Raw genomic sequence first — 17,030 nt, forward strand, 5'->3', positions numbered from 1 at the left:
GGGCCGACCGTGGACCTCACGAAAACGGCCGAGTCGCCCGCGCCGGACGACACCTACCGGCCCAGCGAGCACGAGCTGGAGCGGCAGCGCTTCCGCCGCTCCCGCAGGCGCCGTCACACCTGGATCTCCGCCCTGTGCACCGTTGTCGCCCTGGTGGCCCTGGGGGCGGCGGCGGTCGCCTCGCCGGGCTGGGAGCGGGTCGACAGCCTGTTCCTCGACGGCGCCGAGCTCCGGGCCGCGTTCCCCGAACTCCTGCGAGGCTTCTGGCTCAACATCCAGATGTTCCTCGTCGCCGAGGTGCTGATCCTCGTCCTGGGACTGCTGATCGCCCTGGTGCGCGTGACCCGCGCACCGGGTCTGCAGCCGTTGAGGCTCGCCGCGACCGTCTACGTGGACGTCTTCCGCGGCGTGCCGACGCTGCTGCTGGTCTTCCTCGTCGGATTCGGACTGCCGGCGCTGCAGCTGCAGGGGACCCCCTCCGAGCCCTGGGTGCTCGGAGTGATCGCCCTGGTGCTCTCGTACGCCGCCTACGTCGCGGAGGTGTTCCGGGCGGGGCTCAACTCGGTGCACCCCGCGCAGCGGAACGCCGCGCGGGCCCTCGGCCTCAACGAACGGCAGACGCTGCGGCACGTGGTGCTGCCGCAGGCGGTGCGCAATGTGGTTCCCCCGCTGCTCAACGACTTCATCGCGCTGCAGAAGGACACCGCGCTGGTCGCCGTCCTCGGCCCGCTGGAGGCGCTCCGGGCCGCGCAGATCAAGGCGGACTACGACTTCAACTACACCCCGTACCTGGGAGCGGCTCTCTTGTTCATCGCGGTGACCATTCCGTTGACCCGCTTCGCCGACCGTCTCCAGCGGCGAGCGGCGCGGCGCACCTGGGCGGAGACGGGCCGATGAGCCGGCCGCTGCTGCGCATCCGCGGTCTCCGCAAGCAGTACGGGTCGCGCCTCGTCCTCACGTCGATCGACCTGGACGTCGCCGAGCACGAGGTCGTCTGCCTCATCGGCGGTTCGGGCTCGGGCAAGTCGACCCTGCTGCGGTGTGTGGACCTGCTGGAGGTCGTCGACGACGGCACCGTCCACCTGGGCGAGAGCGAGCTGACCGATCCCCGCCTGGACCCCGACGTCGCCCGCAGGCGGATCGGCATCGTCTTCCAGTCGTACAACCTGTTCCCGCACCTCAGCGTGCTGGACAACATCACGCTCGCGCCCCGCCAGGTCCACGGCGTCCCGCGCAGGCGGGCCGAGGCGTCGGCCCGCGAGCTGCTGGCCCGCCTCGGGCTCGCGGACAAGGCGGACGAACACCCCGACCGGTTGTCCGGAGGACAGCAGCAGCGCGCCGCGATCGCCCGCGCACTCGCCACCGAGCCGGAGCTGCTGCTCTTCGACGAGATCACCTCGGCCCTCGACCCCGAGCTGGTGGGCGAGGTCCTGGAGGTCGTCGCGGACCTCAAGCAGCGCGGCCTGACCATCCTGATGGCCACGCACGAGATGGACTTCGCCCGACGCGTGGCGGACCGGGTCTGCTTCCTGGAGGACGGCGTGATCGTGGAGCAGGGGACGGCGGAGCAAGTGCTCACCGCTCCACGGGAGCGGGCGACGCGGCGATTCCTGGCGCGGGCGCTGGACCGGTCCTAGGCCGAGGGCTCTTCGGCACGACGGTGGGCCGGCCGGTGGCGCGGGCCGGCCCTGGGCGAGTGGGGGCGACGGGCCTTACGTCAACACCGTTGACCCCCACGGCGGGTGACGGTTCCATGCTGGCATCGAGGCGGTCGTCCGCCCGACTGCTCCGTCGCCTCAGGAAGGGACCAGCCCACCCATGACCGACCTCACCGACCTCGCCCATCTGCCGGCCACCGAAGCCCTGAGCCGCTTCCGGGACCGCTCGTTGTCACCGGTCGAGCTGATGAGCGCTGTCATCGCCCGCGCCGAAGCCGTCGAGTCCAAGGTCAACGCCCTTGCCGAGCGCACCTTCGAGGAGGCGCTCGCCGGCGCGCGCGAGGCCGAGGCGCGGTACGGGGGCAAGGGGCCGGCGCCCCGCGCGCTGGAGGGGCTCCCGGTCGCGACCAAGGAGGAGCAGCCCCTCGCGGGCCGCCGCAGCACCGACGGGTCGCTCGCGTTCCGGGACGAGATCGCCGACGAGACGCACCCGGTCGTCGAGCGGGTCCAGTCCGCAGGCGGCATCGTGCACGCCCGTACCACCACGCCGGAGTTCAGCTGCGCGGCCTTCACGCAGTCCCGGCTGTGGGGCGTGACGCGCAACCCGTGGAACCTGGAGTTCAGCCCGGGCGGTTCGTCGGGCGGCGCCGGCGCCGCGCTAGCGGCCGGGTTGACGACGCTCGCGACCGGCTCCGACATCGGCGGCTCGATCCGCATTCCCGCCTCGTTCACGGGCACGGTCGGATACAAGCCGCCGTACGGCCGCGTGCCCGCGATGGCGCCGTTCAACCTCGACACGTACTGTCACGACGGCCCGATGGCGAGGACCGTCGCCGACTGCGCCCTCCTGCAGAACGTCATCGCCGGGCCGCACCCGCTCGACGCCGTCTCCCTGCGCCCCAAGGTGACGCTGCCCGAACGCTTCGACGGCGTCGAGGGCGTGAGGGTGGCGCTGTCGGTCAGCCTCGGCGACTGGCCGGTCGATCCCGAGGTCGAGGCCAACACCCGTGCGGTCGCGGAGGCGCTGCGCGCGGCCGGAGCGGTCGTGGACGAGGTCGAGGTCCCGATCACGCGGGCGGAGGTGATGGAGGCGGCGCTGATCCACTTCGGTTCCGTCTTCGGCCCGTACGTCACGTCGGTCGCCGCGGAGCACGGCGATCTGCTCACCGCGTACGCGCTCGACTTCGCCGAGCGGACGGCCGAGGCCGTCCGCGAGCCCGGAAGCATCATGCGCGGTCTGGAGCTGGAGGCGGCGGTGCAGAGGAAGCTCGGCACGCTGCTCGACCGGTACGACGTCCTGCTCTGCCCGACGACCGCCATCCCGGCCCTGAGGGCGGACGACGACTACCTGTCGACCAAGGTCGTGATCGGCGGCGTCGAGCTGGACTCCTATCTGGAGGCCGCGATGACCACGGTCTTCAACATCGCCAGCCGCTGCCCGGTCCTGAGCGTGCCGTCCGGGTTCGCCTCGACCGGCGTCCCGACGGGAGTGCAGGTCGTCGGGCGCACCTACGACGACGCCACCGTGTTCCGTGTGGCCTCGGCGATCGAGGCGGTACGCCCGTGGAGCGGCCGTCCGGCACTCTGAGAATTCGGGCGCGTATACGACGAGCCCGGGTCTCGGAGGCGAGACCCGGGCTCGTCGTTCGTTCAGCGGTTGGGCTCCTGCATGGTGACGCAGTGGGCGCCACCGCCGCCGTTGCCGTAGAGGTTGTCGAGGTTGAGCTGGACGACGGGGCGGCCGTAGGCGGCGGAGATTGCCGTCCTGGCCGCCGCGTCCTTGGCGGTGTCGCCGAACTGGGTGGTGATGATCGCCTGGTTCGTCACCGTCCAGTTCATGTAGGAACTGAGGAAGTCCGCCCGCTGGCCCGACGGGATACGGGGCAGGGTGTCGGGCCCCTGGATGGTGAGGACCTGGAGCCGGCGGCCCCTCGCGTCGGTGGCGTTGACCAGGACGTCGCGGATGGCCTGGGCGTTGGCGGTCCAGACGTCGGGACGCACGGCGCCGGCCAGCTGCACCATGACCACGCCGGGCCTGATGTAGCGGGCGGTCCCGTCGATGTGGCCGTCGGTGACGTCCTGCCCCTTGACGCCGGGCAGCCAGATCATCTTCGAGGCACCGAAGCGGGACAGCAGCTCGGCCTCGATCTGGGCACGCGACTTGCCGGGGTTGCGGTTGCTGTTCAGCCAGCAGCTCTCGGTGGCCATCAGGGTGCCGTCGCCGTCGTACTCCACGCCGCCGCCCTCGCCGACGACGGACGCGTTCGCGAAGGAGACGCCGTTGTAGGCGGCGACCTTCGGCGCCACCGTGCGGTCCTTCGAGTAGGCGGAGTAGGGCAGGCCGTAGAAGGTCGTGGCGTTCTCGCCCCAGGCGTTGAAGTTCAGTCCGAAGGCGTCGAGCCCGCCGGCCCCGTCGACCCGGAACAGCGGGCCGGTGTCCCGCATCCAGCAGTCCGAGACGGGGATGGAGCTGATGACCGTGACGGTCGACCCGCACGCGGCCCTCGCCTGCGAGGCGGCCGACGAGCCGTCCGCGCACATGATGACCGGTTCGTACTTGGCGACCTCCTTGGCGAGCTTGGCGATGTCCGCCTGGATCTTGGACAGCAGGTTGCCCCAGATCGTGGAGCTGGACGGCCAGGCCATCCAGGTCCGCCTGTGCGGGGCCTCTTCACCGGGGACCCGCCAGGAGGCGGCCATGGCGGGCTGGACGCCGCCGAGGACGGGCCCCGCCGCCAGGGCGGCCGCGGCCGCTCCGGTCCGGGCCAGGAGGGTTCTCCGGCTGATGCCGGGACGTTCGCCGTCGTGCTCTGTCTTCACGTGGTGCTCCTTCTCTCAAAGGTTCTGTACGTGCGGGCGCGCGGTGCTCAGTGGAGCGGGTCCAGCAGTCCCTCCTCCCGGACCATCCGGCGTTCGGTGGTCAGATCGAGGCTTCGGGCGAAGGCCCAGTAGAGGCCTCCGGCCACCGGCAGGCCGACGAAGACGGAGCAGTCGACACCGCCGAGGAACTCCGCGACGGGCCCCACGAAGAGCCCGGTGATGACCATGAACGGGGCCATGCAGGCGAGCCCGATCACGTAGGCGAGGTTTCCGCGCCAGCCCCACCGGCCGTAGATCCCGTGCGGGTTGAAGATCTCCTTCACGACGTACTGACCACGCCGGACGAAGAAGAAGTCGACCAGGTTGATGGCCGTCCACGGGATGAACAGGTAGGTCAGGACGACCACCACGTTGGCGAAGAACCAGTTGAACTGGTCGATGCCGACGAGGGTGGAGACCGTCCCGACGGCGGCCAGCATGATCCCGATCGTCGCGATCCGGATGGTCCGGGTCGGCTTGACCGGCCGGAACGAGTCCACGATCGAGATCATCGTGAGGCTGCCGCCGTACTGGTTGATCGCCATGATGGACAGCAGCCCGACCAGCAGGACGACCACCGCGACCGTCCCGAACCCGTGGAACAGCCGGTCGGCCGACAGTTTCAGGGCGGTGACCGGGTCCGTGCCCTCGGGAGCGCCGGCCGAGACCACCGCACCGAGGACGAAGACCCAGATCCCGGAGACCGCGCTGGGCAGATAGGTCCACCAGAAGGTGCTGCGCACGGAGACGTCGGGTCTCAGGTAGCGCGAGTAGTCCGACACGTACGGTGCCCAGCCCAGCTGGAAGCCGGCGACGAAGACGAACACGAGCATGAACGGGGCGAGTTCGAACGGGCCCGGGTTCCAGACGCCGTCCGGCAGCCCGCCGCCGAACAGGGCGGACGCGGTGACGGCCGCGGTGATCACGACGAAGGGCCAGGTGAGCCACTTGTTGAGCCGGTGGATCCACTCGTAGCCGAAGAGCGCGATCACCGTCGCCACCGCGGCGGCCAGCAGATAGCCGAGGCTGTTGGGCATCCCGGTGAGCAGGTTCATGGCCTGGCCGGAGAGCAGGGCGTCGGACGTGTTGAAGGCCACGTAGTTGACCAGGGCGAACACCCAGACCGTGAGCGCGGCCCCCAGGTAGCCGAACTGCGGCCGGGACTGCACGAGTTGGGGCAGGCCGAGCTGCGGCCCCTGGGCCGAGTGGAACGCCATGAAGAACGTGCCGAAGAGCGAGCCGAGAACGGTGGCGATCACCGTCCACACGAGCGAGGCCCCCATGGACAGCGTCACGACACCGGTCGCCAGGCCGGTGAGGTTGAGGCTGCCGACGAACCAGATGGCCCCGACGTTCGACGGTTTGCCATGCCGTTCCGAGAGGGGCACCCAGTCGATCGAGTGCTGTTCGATGCCCGCGAGAGGGGCGGGGTCATTCGTGTGCGAGGCAACTGGCCCCATGCGGGCTCCTGTTCACGGGTGCGTCCCTGAGTCCGCGCGGCGCCCCTGACATCCGGCGCCGTGCGGGTGCGCCCACCGTAGGGACTGACTCAAATTTCAGTCAATGGCTGGGACAGCGTGATTGACGGAACTTTCAGGGAGGAGTGGCGGGCCGCCACAGGAGCATCGGCAGACGGAACTACGCGGCAGCGCTCACGCGACGGGCTGCTGCTGGGTGACGCAGTGGATGCCGCCGCCGCCCGTGCCGAGGCGGTCGATGTCGAGCTGCTCGATGTACCGGTCGGGGTAGAGGCGCTGGAGCGTCGCACGGGCGGCCTCGTCCGCGCGCTTGTCGCCGAACTGGGCCGAGATGACCGCGTCGTTGCAGAGGTAGAAGTTGGCGTAGGAGGCGAGGAAGTCCCGGTTGGTGGAGCGGATCTTGTTGTAGTCCGGGCCCTGGAGGCGCATCACGTCCATCGCGCGGCCCGAGGCGGTCGTCGAGGCGGACAGGGCGCTGTACTGCCGGCGGGCGTCGCGGGCATAGGCGTCGGTGTCGGCGGCGACGGGCATCTGGACCAGGGCCTCGCCGTGGGCGAGGAAGCGGGAGGTCGCGTCGACGTGGTCGTCGGTGATGTCCTGGCCGTAGACGCCGTCGAACCAGATGACCTTGGACGCGCCGTACGCGTCGCACATCGCCTTCTCCAGCTGACGCTCCGACACCCCGGGGTTGCGGTTGCGGTTCACCAGGCTGCTGCGGGTCGCCATCAGGGTGCCGGCGCCGTCCTGCTCGATGGCGCCGCCCTCGCCGACCAGGTCGGCGTAGGTGAACGGCACGCCGACGTGGGCGGCGATCCGTTCGGCGACGAGGGCGTCCCTGGCGTGGGTCTGCTTGTTGCCCCAGCCGTTGAAGTTGAGGCCGACGGTGTCGAGGCCGCCGTAGCCGTCGCTGCGGAAGACGGGCCCGGTGTCACGCATCCAGCAGTCGTCGACGGGGATGGAGCTGATGACGGTGACGGTGGGGCCGCACATCGAGCGGGCCTTGGCGGCGCTCGCGGAGTTCGCGCACAGGACGACGGGCTCGTACTTGGCGATCGTACGGGCGATCAGCGCGATGTCCGCCTGCACGCCGCTCAGCTTGTTGCCCCAGATCGCGCTGCTGTCCGGGAAGGCCATCCAGGTACGGGTGTGGCGGACGTCCTCGACCGGCACCCGGAAGGTGCCCGCGGCGGCCGTGGCCCTGTCGGGGAGGGCCGTCGTGGCGAGCGCGGCGCCCGCCGCGGTCAGGCCGGCCGCCGCGAGGAACCGGCGCCGGTTGAGGCCGGGGCCCGCGTGTCGGGCGACAGCGTGGTTGTTCATGGGTGACCTCCTGTGTGGGGGCCGGCGAGGGAAGGTGGGCGTGCTGAACGCCGCGCGGTCCCTCGACGACGCGTTCGGTGCGGTGGGGTGTGCTGCGGTGGGGTGTGCGGTCAGAGCGCCCGGCGGGCCGCGGCGATCGCCTCGGGGTCCCAGCCGGGGCGGGGCACGGACTCCAGCAGGAGCCGCGTGTAGGGGTGCCGGGGTGCCGCGAGCACCTCGGCGGTGGGGCCCGCCTCGACGACGCGGCCCCGGCGCATGACGATGACGTCGTCGGTGACGCAGCGGACCACGCCGAGGTCGTGGGTGATGAACAGATAGCCGATCCGGGTCTCCTCCCGGATGTCGGCGAGCAGGTTGAGGATCTGCGCCTGCACGGAGACGTCGAGGGCGGCGACCGCCTCGTCCAGGACGAGGACGGCCGGTTCCACGGCGAGGGCACGGGCGATGGCGACGCGCTGCCGCTGGCCGCCGGAGAGCTGCCGGGGCCGGGCGTCGGCGGCGCGGGTGCCCAGGCCGACCTGGTCGAGGAGTTCCCGGACGCGCCGGTCGTGATCCGTGCCGGGGAAGTGCAGGCGCAGGGTCTCGCGCAGGACCTGGTCGACGCTGGTCCTCGGGTCGAGGGAGAGGTACGGGTCCTGGAAGACCATCTGGACCTCGCGCGCCCGGGCCAGGCGCCGGGCGCGGCCGCGCTGTCGTGCGGCGCGGGCCTGTCCTCGTACGAGGATCTCGCCGGCGTCGGCCTGTTCCAGACCGACGACGATCCGGGCGGTGGTGGTCTTGCCGGAGCCGGATTCGCCGACGATGCCCAGGGATCCGCCCTCGGGGAGGGCGAAGGACACGTCGTCGACGGCGCGGACGCTCCCGTAGGTGCGGTGGAGTCCGACGGCCTCCAGGACGTTCTCAGGCATCGACGGGGCTCCCTTCGAGACGGTCGCTGTGGTGGCAGGCGGCCTGGTGGTGCGGTCGGCCGGGTGCGGTGCGGGGCTCGGGGGCCTGCTGGTCGCAGACCTCGGTGGCCAGGTGGCACCGGGCGGCGAACGGGCAGCCGACGAGCTCCTGCCGGAGGTCCGGGGGCTGGCCGTCGATGGCGGTGAGCCGCCCCTGAGGGGCTTCGAGCCGGGGGGTGGAGGCGAGCAGCGCCGAGGTGTAGGGGTGCCGGGGCCGGGCGAAGAGGGCTTCGGCTGGGCCGCTCTCCGCGATCCGTCCGGCGTACATGACGTAGACGCGGTCGCTGATGGCGGCGGCGAGGTCGAGGTCGTGGGTGACGAAGAGCAGGCCGGTGCCGAAGCGTGCGCGGAGTTCGGCCAGGAGGGCGATGACCTCCGCCTGGGTGGTGACGTCCAGCGCGGTGGTGGGCTCGTCGGCGAGCACGAGGGCGGGGTCGCCCATCAGGGCGGCCGCGATCATGACGCGTTGCAGCATGCCGCCGGAGACCTGACCGGGGTACTTGCGGAGGGCGGAGTCGTCGAGACCGACGGCCCGGAGGAGTTCGGTGGCGCGGGCGGTGGCGTCCGCCCTGCTCATGCTCCCGGTGAGGGTCACGCTCTCGATGAGGAAGTCGCCGATGCGGCGCAGGGGGTTGAGGGCGGCGCGCGGGTCCTGGAAGATCATGGACACCGTGCCGGTGCGCAGGGCGCGCAGCTGGTCGGTGTTCATGGTGAGCACGTCCTCGCCGCGTACCCGGACGGCGCCTTCGACGACGGCGCCGGGCGGCAGCAGGTTCAGGGCGCTGCGCGAGGTGAGGGTCTTGCCCGATCCGGACTCGCCGACGAGGGCGACGGTCTCGCCGGCTCCGACGTGGAGGTCGACGCCGTCGAGGACGGGGCGGGCGGTGCCGGGCAGGGTGATGCGGAGCCCTTGGACGTCGAGCGTGTGCGGGGATGTCTTGGAGGTCATCGGTCTCTCCTGGCGACGCGGTCGGCCCAGCGCTCTCCGACCACGTTGAAGGCGACGACGGTGAGCACGATGAAGGCGCTGGGCAGGATCGCGGACAGCGGGTAGCCGTGCTGGATGGCGGTCTGGCCGTCGAAGACCATGCGGCCCCAGTCGGGGGTGAGCGCGGGTACGCCCAGGCCGAGGAAGGACAGGCCGGCGAGGTCCATCAGTGCGTAGCCGAAGTTGATGGTGGACTGGGCGAGGACGACGGGGGCGATGTTGGGGAGGATGTGGCGCAGCGAGATCTGGAGGGCCGAGTGGCCCTGGACCTGGTAGGCGCTGACGTAGGGGCGTCTGCGTTCGGTCAGGACGAGGGAGCGGGTGAGCCGGCTGACGTACGGCAGGTAGGCGATCGAGAGGGCGATGACGGGGGCGAGCAGGCCTTCGCCGTAGACCGAGATGATCAGGATCGCGAGGAGCATGCCGGGGAACGCGAAGACCAGTTCGGTGCTGCGCGACAGGACGGAGTCGAGCCAGCCGCCCCGCCATCCCGCGGCCATGCCGACGGCGACTCCGGCGACGGTGGAGAAGACCACGACGCCGAGCGGCCCCAGGAGCGAGGTGCGGGCGCCGAGGAGCAGCCGGGAGAGGGTGTCGCGTCCGGCGGCGTCGACACCGAGCAGGTGCTCCGGGGAGGGTCCTGCCAGGGCGTTGCCGAGGTCGATGGCGTTGGGGTCGTACGGCACGAGCCATGGCGCGAGGAGCGCGGCGGCCGTGACGAGGGCGACGAAGCCGAGGCAGACCAGGTGGAGCGGGGACCGGGCGGTGCGGATCTTCGCGAGGCCGGGCCGGCGGGTCAGGACGGCGGTCATACGGAGGAACTCCTCGATCCGAGGGTGATCCGCGGGTCGACCAGTGGCAGCAGGAGGTCGACGACCAGGTTCACGGTCATGAAGAGAGCGACGATGATCAAGGAGATTGCCTGGACGGTCGGGAAGTCCTTGGTCGTGGTGGACAGCTCCAGGAGCTGGCCGACGCCGCCGATGCTGAACGCGGTCTCCACGAGGATGGTGCAGACCAGGAGGGTGGAGACGATGAGTCCGCCGGTGGTGAGGACGGTGCCCAGCGAGTTGCGGAACACATGGCGGCGGATGACCTGGCTCTCGGGGACGCCGCGGCTGCGGGCGACGGTGACGTGCTCGCTGTCGAGGGCTTCGACCATGGCGGAGCGGGTGACCCGGGCGAGCATGCCGATCAGATAGAGCGCGAGGGCGATCGCCGGCAGGGTGAGGTGCCAGACCTTGTCGACGAAGCCCTCGCCGGATCCGCTGCTGGGGAACCAGCCGAGGTTGACGGCGAAGAGGCCCTGGAGGAGGACGGCGGCGACGAAGGACGGGGTGCCGACGGCGAAGGTGGTGCCGACCAGGATGGCCGAGTCGGTGCCGCCGCCGCGTACGGCGGCGATCCATCCCAGCACCAGGCCGATCACCGCGACGACGGCCAGCGCCATCACGACGAGCAGCAGCGTGGTGGGGAGGCGGTCGGCCAGGAGCCGGGAGACGTCGGTGCGGTAGGTGATGGACCGTCCGAAGTCCCCTTGGACGATGTCGCCGAGCCAGCTGAGGTAGCGGACGAAGAAGGGGTCGTCCAGGTGGTACTGGGCGTTGATCGCGGCGAGGGCCTCCGGCGACGCGGAGCGTCCGGAGAGCAGGAAGCTGGCGGGGTTGCCCGGGGCCAGGTACATGGCCCCGAAGACCACGAACGACGCACCGAGCAGGGTGGCGGCCATCTCCGCCACCCGGCGTACGGCGAATCTCACGAAGTTCACTTCGCGGCTCCCGCGTCCGCCGCGCCGACGTCCGCGGCCCACGGGTAGTACATGTACGCGATGGTGGTGGGGGCGCCGGTGATCCTCTTGTTGAGGAAGACGGCGGTGGGCCACTCGGCGACGGGGATCCACGGGAGCTGCTCGGCCACCCGCTTCTGCAGCTCGGCCTCGATCTTCATCCGCTGCTCCGGCTCGTAGACGGAGGTGGCCTGGTCGACGAGCGCGTCGTAGCCCTTGTCGCTGTAGTCGGCGAAGTTCAGGTAGGCGCCGGTCTTGAAGTTCGTCAGCAGGTCCAGCGGGTCGGTGATCGAGTCGTAGTAGGTGAGCGGGAACATGTCGATGCCCTCGCGCGCCTCGGGGTCGGTGAAGAGCGCCGTGAAGGCGTTGGGCGCGATCGTCTTGAGGTTGATCTTCAGCCCGATCTGCGTGCCCGCGGCCTGGATCGCGGTGGCGAGCAGGGAGACGTCCTGGCCGATGGAGCTGGTGGCGACGGTGAGGGTCTTGCCCGTGGCGCCGGCCTCCTTGATCAGCGCCTTGGCCTTCTCGAGGTCCGGGGTGGCCGGCGGCAGCGCGCCGAAGGCGGCCTGCCGGGTCTGCTCCGAGGCTCCGGCCCAGGCGGCACGGGTGGTGAGCGAGGTGGTGACGGTGCCCGCGCCGCCGAGCCCGGCCTTGACGAACCCGGCCCGGTCGAGGGCGAGGGAGAGTGCCTTGCGGACGCGGAGGTCGCCGAGCGGGCCGTGCATGTTGGTGACGTTGACGTTGACCGTGCTCAGGCCCTCGCCGAAGTACAGGGTGCCGAGGCCGCTGTCGCGCAGCCGGCCGTAGCTCTCGGTGGGGATGAGGTAGCCGCCGTCGACCTCGCCGCTGAGCATGGCGTTGGTGCGCGCCGAGGGGTCGGTCAGGAAGCGGAAGACGGCCTTCTTCGCCTTGGCCTTGGTGCCCCAGTAGCCGTCGAAGCGCTCGAGCTCGATGGACTGGCCCTTGCTCCATGTGCCGAGCTTGAAGGGGCCGGTGCAGGCGAGGTCGCCGGTGGTGCCGTAGTCCTTGCCCGCCGCCTGGACGCCGGCCTTGGAGGCGACGACGCCCGCGGCGGTCGCCATGTACTGGGGGAACTGGGAGTCCGGCTTCTTGAGCTTGACGGTGACCTGGAGCGGGCCGGTCTTCGTTATGGACGTGACGTTCTGGAAGTTCTGGGCCCAGGCGGCGGCGTTGTTCGGGTCCCGCTGCCGGCCGAGGCTGTAGACCACGTCGTCGGCGGTCATCACCTTGCCGTCGTGGAAGCGCACGCCGGCGCGCAGGTCGTAGACCCAGGTGGTGGGGTCCGGGTTGGAGGCCTTGCGCGCGAGGCCGGGCTGCAGGGTGAGCCCCGGTGTCCAGCGCATGAGGCTCTCGCACACGTTGGACAGGACGGTGTTCTGCGGGTAGTCGAACGCGAGCGTGTAGTCGAGCGTCGGCGGCTCGGCGTAGACGGCCCAGGTGAAGGAGTCGATCTCCCCGCGGGCGGGGGGCGTCGAGGCGGAGAGCTCGGCCTCGGATCCGCCGATGCCGGCGTCCTTCGGCGGGCCCGAGCAGGCCGCGAGGGCCACGAGGGAGGTCAGGGCGGCCGTCGTCACGGCGATCCGTCCGCGCCTGCCGCGCGGGCGTCTGCTGCCGGGAGGCAGGGGTGTGGTCATCGTCGCGCTCTCTTTCCGTGAGGGGTGCGGGGGCCGGAGGGCCGCTGGAGCGGCCCTCCGGGAGCGGTCCGTACTCGGTCAGGCGGTCGCGGGCACGGCGGGGACCTGCTGCGTGATGCAGTGGACCCCGCCGCCGCCGTAGGCGATCGCGGGCGCCCGCACCCCGACGACCTTGCGGCCGGGGTACGCCTCGGCGATGACCGCGAGCGCTTCGTCGTCCTGGGGCACACCGGCCACCGGGACGACGACGCCGCCGTTGGCCACGTAGTAGTTCAGGTAGGACACCTCGACCTCGCCGCCGGCGATGTCGACGAATGCCACCTGCGGGACGTCGATGATCTCGAACGGCCGTCCCTTGGCATCGGTCGTGGCCTCGAGCACCGCGCGGTTGGCACGCATCCGGGCGTAGTCGGGGTGAGAGGGGTCGTCGGGCAGGGAGACGACGACCTTGCCGGGAGCGGCGAAGGCGCAGACGCCGTCGACGTGCCCGTCGGTCTCCGTGTCCAGTAGACCGCCGTACGGAAGCCAGACAACCTTGTCGGCCCCGAGCTGGGATTTCAGTTCCGTCTCGATCTCGTCCCTGTTCATCCCGGGGTTCCGGTTGGGGTGGAGCAGGCACTGCTCGGTGGTGATCAGGGTGCCTTCGCCGTCGACCGTGATCGCCCCGCCCTCGAGGATCATGTCGGAGGGGATGCGCTCGACGCCCAGGTGCTCCAGGAGGAGGCCGCTGATCCGGTCGTCGGAGTCGTACGGGCTGTGCTTGCGGCCCCAGGCGTTGAAGCGGAAGTCCACTCCCGCGCGGTTGCCGTCGCCGTCGAGCACGAAGATCGGGGCGGAGTCCCGGAACCACGAGTCGTCCTGCGGGATCTCCACGACGGTGATCCCGTCACCGCACTTCGTCCGGGCCTCGTCGCCGTGGCCGGGCGGCGCGACCATGGTCACGGGCTCGAACGCGGCGATGGCGCGGGCGACGTTCGCGTACTCCTCCTTGACGTCGTTCAGCACGCTGCCCCACAGGTCCTCCCGGACCGGCCAGGCCATGAGGCACCCCTCGTGTGCGGACCACTCGGCAGGCATACGGAATGCAGTCATCACGGGTCTCTCTTCGTTTCGCCAGAAGTACCCGTCGGCGGTGGCCGGCTCAGCCTGGCGGAAGCGCGGGACGGGTACGCGGTGTGAACAGCATCCTCCTCTCGACTGAAAATTCAGTCAAGAGGAGGGGCAGGGTTTTGAAAATTCGGTCAACCGGTGGTTCCGGTCAGCCGCTGCGGGTCACAGGAAGTACAGACGGCTCAGCGAGACCTGCTGCGCCGGCTCGGAGCGCATCGGGTCGCCGTCGAGGGTCACGAGGCCGCTGCGAGGATCGACGTCCACCTCTCCGAGGCGGGCGTTGTGCAGCATGTCGGCCGGACCGATGCCACGGGTGCCCCGAACGGCCACCCGGCGGCGACGGGTCGACATCGCGTCGAGGCCGAGGTCGGCGGCGGCGCGGCTGACGAAGGCGACGGACAGCTCGGCCGGAGCGGCACCGTGGGCGCCGAACAGGGGGCCCAGGACCAGGGGCTCACAAGTGTCGGTGGCGGCGTTCGGATCGCCCGTGACGCCGTAGGCCGGGAAGCCCGATTTCAGGACCGTCTGTGGCTTGGCGCCGAAGAACGGCGGGCGCCAGAGCACGATGTCGGCGAGCTTGCCGATCTCGATCGAGCCGACCTCGTGGGCGAGGCCGTGGGCGATCGCCGGGTTGATGGTGAGCTTGGCGATGTAGCGGAGCACGCGCGCGTTGTCGTCGTGCGCGCCGTCGCCCTCCAGGGGGCCCAGCTCGGCCTTCATCTTCCCGGCCATCGCGAACGTGCGCCGGACGGTCTCCCCCGCCCGGCCCATGCCCTGCGCGTCGGACGAGGTGATCCCGATCGCGCCGAGGTCGTGCAGGACGTCCTCCGCGCCCATCGTTCCGGCCCTGATCCGGTCGCGGGCCATGGCGGCGTCGCCCGGGAGGTCCGTCTTGAGCGCGTGGACGGAGACGATCATCCCGTAGTGCTCGGCGACCGCGTCGCGGCCGAAGGGCAGGGTGGGGTTGGTGGAGGAGCCGATGACGTTCGGCACGCCCGCCATCTTCAGGACGTCGGGGACGTGACCGCCGCCGCAGCCCTCGATGTGGAAGGCGTGGATCGTACGGCCTTCGAGCACCTTCAGGGTGTCCTCGACCGAGAGGCACTCGTTCAGGCCGTCCGAGTGCAGGGCGACCTGGACGTCGTGCTCCTCGGCGACCCGCAGGGCCGTGTCGAGGGCCCGGGTGTGGGCGCCCATGTCCTCGTGGACCTTGAAGCCGCAGGCGCCGCCCTCGGCGAGCGCCTCGACCAGCGGAGCCTCCTCGGAGGCGGAGCCGCGGGCCAGGAAGCCGATGTTGACCGGCCACGCGTCGAAGGCGTCGAACCCGAGCCTCAGCGCCCACGGCGAGTTCACGCCGACGCCCCAGCTCGGCCCGATCTCCTGGCCGATGATCGTGGTGACCCCGGAGGCGAGGGACGCCTCCATGATCCGCGGGGAGAGCAGATGGACATGTGTGTCGATCGCGCCCGCGGTGGCGATCAGCCCCTCCCCCGGGATCATCGTGGTGCCGGTGCCCACGACGACGTCGACGCCGTCGAGGGTGTCGGGGTTTCCGGCCCGCCCGATGGCGTGGATCCGGCCCTCGCGGATGCCGACGGACACCTTGCGGATCCCGAGCACGGCGTCGATCACCAGAACGTTGGTGATCACGACGTCGCAGGTCTCCCGGACGGCCGCCGCCTTGAGGTGCATGCCGTCACGGGCGGTCTTGCCGAAACCGGCCAGGAACTCGTCGCCGTACGCCTGCGCGTCCGACTCCACGCGGACGACGAGTCCGGAGTCCCCGAGCCTGACCCTGTCCCCCGCGCGGGGGCCGTGCACGGTCGCGTACTCCTGCGGATCGATGTGCCGGCCGGTGCCGGGCTCGCAGTGGTCGCCGTGCCTGGTGGGCCTGCTCATCGCCCCACCCCTTCCGCTCCCAGGTACCCGCAGGCGGCGGCGCGCTTCAGCGCCTCGGCCTTCGCGCCGGGCGCGTCCAGCGGCCCGTCGACCAGGCCCGCGAAGCCGATGGCGATCCGGTCTCCGCCCATCGGTACGAGTCCGACTTCGACGACGGCACCGGGGTCGAACCGGGTGGACGACCCGGCCGGAGCGGCGAGCCTCATGCCGTAGGCGGCGGACCGGTCGAAGTCGAGACGCGGGTTCGCCTCGAAGAAGTGGAAGTGCGAGGTCACGCTGACCGGGACCGCGGCCGCGTTGCGGACCCACAGGGTGGTCACCGCTTGCGGTTCCGGCAGGGCGTCCGTGTGGGGCAGGACGGCTCCGGGGGCGCCGTCGTCGTGCTCCACGTCGCCGAAGGGGGCGCTGATGACGGCGAGCCGGGTGCCGTCGTCGAACACCGCCTCGACCTGGATCTCCGTCACGACGTCGGTGACGCCGGGGAGCACGTCGTCCGGGCGGAGGACGTTCCGGCCGCGGTCGAGGGCCTCGGCGAGGTGGAGCCCGTCGCGCGCGGCCTCGCAGACCGTGTCGGCGATCAGGGCGGTCGCCTCGGGCACATTGAGCCGCAGCCCGCGCTCCAGGCGGGTCCGGGCGAGCTGGGAGGGGTCTACGCGCCGCGGTCAGGGGCCCGCGAGGGCACGGATGGTCACCGGCCGAGCCGTTCGAGCTCGGCGTCGATGGCGTCGCTCATCAGGGTCCTGGCGTGGGCGATCTGGAGCGTGCCGCTGAGCCAGCGCATGCTGAGGCCCTCCAGGAGGGCGGTGAGCCGTTCGGCGGAGGCCGTGAGGGCGACGGCCGGGGCCATCGGCCTGACCTGGCCGAGCAGCGCCGCCACCTCCTGGACCCAGACCAGAGTGGCTCTCGCCAGGTCCTCACGGAGGAGGTCGTCGAAGACGGCGCTCGCCCTCAGCTCGCCCCAGGCGCTGCTGTTCTCCCTGACCTCGGTCGAGTCCTGGAGTTCGAGGAGGAGCGTCTGGTCCAGTTCCTCGCGCGGGCTGAGCGGCTCGGCGTCCGGATCGCGGTGGGTCGTGTAGCGCTCGGCTCGGTCGTTGATGAACTCCAGCGTCTTGCTCAGGATCCCGGCGCGGTCCTTGAAGTGGTAGTAGATGAGCGCCGTGGACACCCCCGCCTCGGCCGCGAGCTCCTCCACGCGCAGGCCGCGGACCCCGCGCCGGGCGATCACCCGGGCGGCGGCTTCCAGGATCTGAGTGCTTCGAGACGCCATGGCCCGAACCCTACCGGGCGTCTCCCGCGCCCGGAATCACGGAGCCGGTCCCTGGTCGGAAGAGAC

The 17,030-nt window shown here is 71.2% G+C and carries 14 protein-coding genes and 1 pseudogene; 3 read left to right on the plus strand and 12 right to left on the minus strand.

Annotation, left to right across the window (positions count from 1 at the left end):
- Positions 1–9: 9 nt before the first annotated feature.
- The 3 genes from IE237_RS09145 to IE237_RS09155 all read left to right on the plus strand — a co-directional run bounded on the left by IE237_RS09145 (position 10) and on the right by IE237_RS09155 (position 3,246).
- On the plus strand, positions 10–897 hold the full coding sequence (locus tag IE237_RS09145; protein ID WP_189801290.1) for an amino acid ABC transporter permease: 888 nt from the start codon (positions 10–12) through the stop codon (positions 895–897).
- Positions 894–1,637, plus strand: a complete 744-nt coding sequence (locus IE237_RS09150) for an amino acid ABC transporter ATP-binding protein (protein WP_189801291.1) — start codon at positions 894–896, stop codon at positions 1,635–1,637. Before IE237_RS09145 ends, IE237_RS09150 begins: the two co-directional genes overlap by 4 nt.
- Positions 1,638–1,818: 181 nt before the next feature.
- Complete coding sequence (locus tag IE237_RS09155) at positions 1,819–3,246, plus strand: amidase (protein WP_189801292.1); 1,428 nt, start codon at positions 1,819–1,821, stop codon at positions 3,244–3,246.
- 62 nt (positions 3,247–3,308) lie between these two features.
- Here the strand turns inward: IE237_RS09155 and IE237_RS09160 are convergent, their stop codons facing one another.
- The 12 genes and pseudogenes from IE237_RS09160 to IE237_RS09215 form a co-directional block, all read right to left on the minus strand.
- The gene (locus tag IE237_RS09160; protein ID WP_189801293.1) at positions 3,309–4,478 is read right to left on the minus strand and encodes an agmatine deiminase family protein; all 1,170 of its coding nucleotides are present in this window, start codon (positions 4,476–4,478) and stop codon (positions 3,309–3,311) included.
- 47 nt (positions 4,479–4,525) lie between these two features.
- Positions 4,526–5,977 carry a purine-cytosine permease family protein gene (locus IE237_RS09165; RefSeq protein WP_189801294.1) on the minus strand — a complete coding sequence of 484 codons (1,452 nt, stop codon included), beginning with the start codon at positions 5,975–5,977 and terminating at the stop codon, positions 4,526–4,528.
- Between the two features lie 192 nt (positions 5,978–6,169).
- Positions 6,170–7,312, minus strand: a complete 1,143-nt coding sequence (locus IE237_RS09170) for an agmatine deiminase family protein (protein WP_189801295.1) — start codon at positions 7,310–7,312, stop codon at positions 6,170–6,172.
- A gap of 110 nt (positions 7,313–7,422) precedes the next feature.
- Complete coding sequence (locus IE237_RS09175) at positions 7,423–8,220, minus strand: ABC transporter ATP-binding protein (RefSeq protein WP_189801296.1); 798 nt, start codon at positions 8,218–8,220, stop codon at positions 7,423–7,425.
- Positions 8,213–9,208 carry an ABC transporter ATP-binding protein gene (locus tag IE237_RS09180; protein WP_189801297.1) on the minus strand — a complete coding sequence of 332 codons (996 nt, stop codon included), beginning with the start codon at positions 9,206–9,208 and terminating at the stop codon, positions 8,213–8,215. Before IE237_RS09180 ends, IE237_RS09175 begins: the two co-directional genes overlap by 8 nt.
- Positions 9,205–10,059: an ABC transporter permease gene (locus tag IE237_RS09185; protein ID WP_189801298.1), complete on the minus strand. Its 855-nt coding sequence runs from the start codon at positions 10,057–10,059 to the stop codon at positions 9,205–9,207. The genes IE237_RS09180 and IE237_RS09185 overlap by 4 nt, the downstream gene beginning before the upstream one ends.
- Positions 10,056–11,015, minus strand: a complete 960-nt coding sequence (locus IE237_RS09190) for an ABC transporter permease (protein WP_189801299.1) — start codon at positions 11,013–11,015, stop codon at positions 10,056–10,058. The genes IE237_RS09185 and IE237_RS09190 overlap by 4 nt, the downstream gene beginning before the upstream one ends.
- Complete coding sequence (locus IE237_RS09195) at positions 11,012–12,688, minus strand: ABC transporter substrate-binding protein (RefSeq protein WP_189801300.1); 1,677 nt, start codon at positions 12,686–12,688, stop codon at positions 11,012–11,014. The genes IE237_RS09190 and IE237_RS09195 overlap by 4 nt, the downstream gene beginning before the upstream one ends.
- 78 nt (positions 12,689–12,766) lie before the next feature.
- Complete coding sequence (locus IE237_RS09200; RefSeq protein ID WP_189801301.1) at positions 12,767–13,780, minus strand: agmatine deiminase family protein; 1,014 nt, start codon at positions 13,778–13,780, stop codon at positions 12,767–12,769.
- 180 nt (positions 13,781–13,960) lie between these two features.
- The gene (locus IE237_RS09205) at positions 13,961–15,697 is read right to left on the minus strand and encodes an urease subunit alpha (protein WP_189801302.1); all 1,737 of its coding nucleotides are present in this window, start codon (positions 15,695–15,697) and stop codon (positions 13,961–13,963) included.
- A pseudogene (locus IE237_RS09210) lies at positions 15,694–16,341 on the minus strand (urease subunit beta); the annotation flags it as partial. The pseudogene IE237_RS09210 and the gene IE237_RS09205, both read right to left, overlap by 4 nt.
- 44 nt (positions 16,342–16,385) lie before the next feature.
- Positions 16,386–16,964: a TetR/AcrR family transcriptional regulator gene (locus IE237_RS09215; protein ID WP_189801303.1), complete on the minus strand. Its 579-nt coding sequence runs from the start codon at positions 16,962–16,964 to the stop codon at positions 16,386–16,388.
- Positions 16,965–17,030 lie beyond the last annotated feature (66 nt).

Source organism: Streptomyces tanashiensis (assembly GCF_014648895.1).
Lineage (GTDB): Bacteria > Actinomycetota > Actinomycetes > Streptomycetales > Streptomycetaceae > Streptomyces > Streptomyces tanashiensis.

Coding starts and splice junctions, on each gene's coding strand:
- IE237_RS09175 (WP_189801296.1), bottom strand. CDS start 8,220: ATGCCTGAGAACGTCCTGGAGGCCGTCGGACTCCACCGCACCTACGGG.
- IE237_RS09200 (WP_189801301.1), bottom strand. CDS start 13,780: ATGACTGCATTCCGTATGCCTGCCGAGTGGTCCGCACACGAGGGGTGC.
- IE237_RS09215 (WP_189801303.1), bottom strand. CDS start 16,964: ATGGCGTCTCGAAGCACTCAGATCCTGGAAGCCGCCGCCCGGGTGATC.
- IE237_RS09205 (WP_189801302.1), bottom strand. CDS start 15,697: ATGAGCAGGCCCACCAGGCACGGCGACCACTGCGAGCCCGGCACCGGC.
- IE237_RS09170 (WP_189801295.1), bottom strand. CDS start 7,312: ATGAACAACCACGCTGTCGCCCGACACGCGGGCCCCGGCCTCAACCGG.
- IE237_RS09155 (WP_189801292.1), top strand. CDS start 1,819: ATGACCGACCTCACCGACCTCGCCCATCTGCCGGCCACCGAAGCCCTG.
- IE237_RS09185 (WP_189801298.1), bottom strand. CDS start 10,059: ATGACCGCCGTCCTGACCCGCCGGCCCGGCCTCGCGAAGATCCGCACC.
- IE237_RS09180 (WP_189801297.1), bottom strand. CDS start 9,208: ATGACCTCCAAGACATCCCCGCACACGCTCGACGTCCAAGGGCTCCGC.
- IE237_RS09165 (WP_189801294.1), bottom strand. CDS start 5,977: ATGGGGCCAGTTGCCTCGCACACGAATGACCCCGCCCCTCTCGCGGGC.
- IE237_RS09195 (WP_189801300.1), bottom strand. CDS start 12,688: ATGACCACACCCCTGCCTCCCGGCAGCAGACGCCCGCGCGGCAGGCGC.
- IE237_RS09150 (WP_189801291.1), top strand. CDS start 894: ATGAGCCGGCCGCTGCTGCGCATCCGCGGTCTCCGCAAGCAGTACGGG.